The sequence below is a fragment of the Georgenia deserti genome (assembly GCF_042680605.1).
GTDB lineage: Bacteria > Actinomycetota > Actinomycetes > Actinomycetales > Actinomycetaceae > Allobogoriella > Allobogoriella deserti.
Map to the genome: position 1 here is coordinate 1 of NZ_JBHUEE010000031.1, position 512 is coordinate 512.

The 512-nt window shown below is 69.5% G+C and carries 1 protein-coding gene; it reads right to left on the reverse strand.

Annotated features, from left to right (window positions below; genetic code table 11):
* Nucleotides 1-434 (reverse strand): cyclic nucleotide-binding domain-containing protein (locus tag ACFSE6_RS18935; RefSeq protein ID WP_388011159.1); only part of this gene is annotated, 434 nt, incomplete at its 3' end.
* Nucleotides 435-512: the final 78 nt, after the last annotated feature.

Sequence of the window (512 nt, forward strand, 5' to 3'; positions counted from 1 at the left end):
TTCTCGACCGCGCTCTTGCGCCCGAGCAGCAGCATGTGCTCCTGCGCGCGGGCGAGCGAGGCCATCGTCGCCGAAAGCACCTCCCGCGCGAGGTCGGGATCGTCGAAGGCGAGGACGTCGATGGAGCGCCTGCGGTAGCCGGTCAGCGAGACCTCGCCGACCGCCTCCCCGGTGAAGCGATGCTCCCCTCCCGCCCCGGCTCCGAAGATCTCGCCTGCGAGGTGGAACGCGTCGATCTGGCGACGGCCGTCGCTCAGCAGCTTGTAGGTCCGCACCGCCCCGCTGACGACCTTGTAGAACACGTCCGCCTCGTCCCCCTCGGCGAAGATATCCTGATCCTTCGAGAAGACCTTGAGCGGGACATGCGCGCGGAGCGGCTCGACGCGGCTTTCGGCGTGGCGGCGGAAGGGTGCGGGTTCGAAGGCGGCGAGCATCTGGCGGACTCCATCGGCCGCGGCTGGCGGCGATCCAGAGCTACGGCCGGCGGGCGCTCCGCAAAATTCAGATAGGCC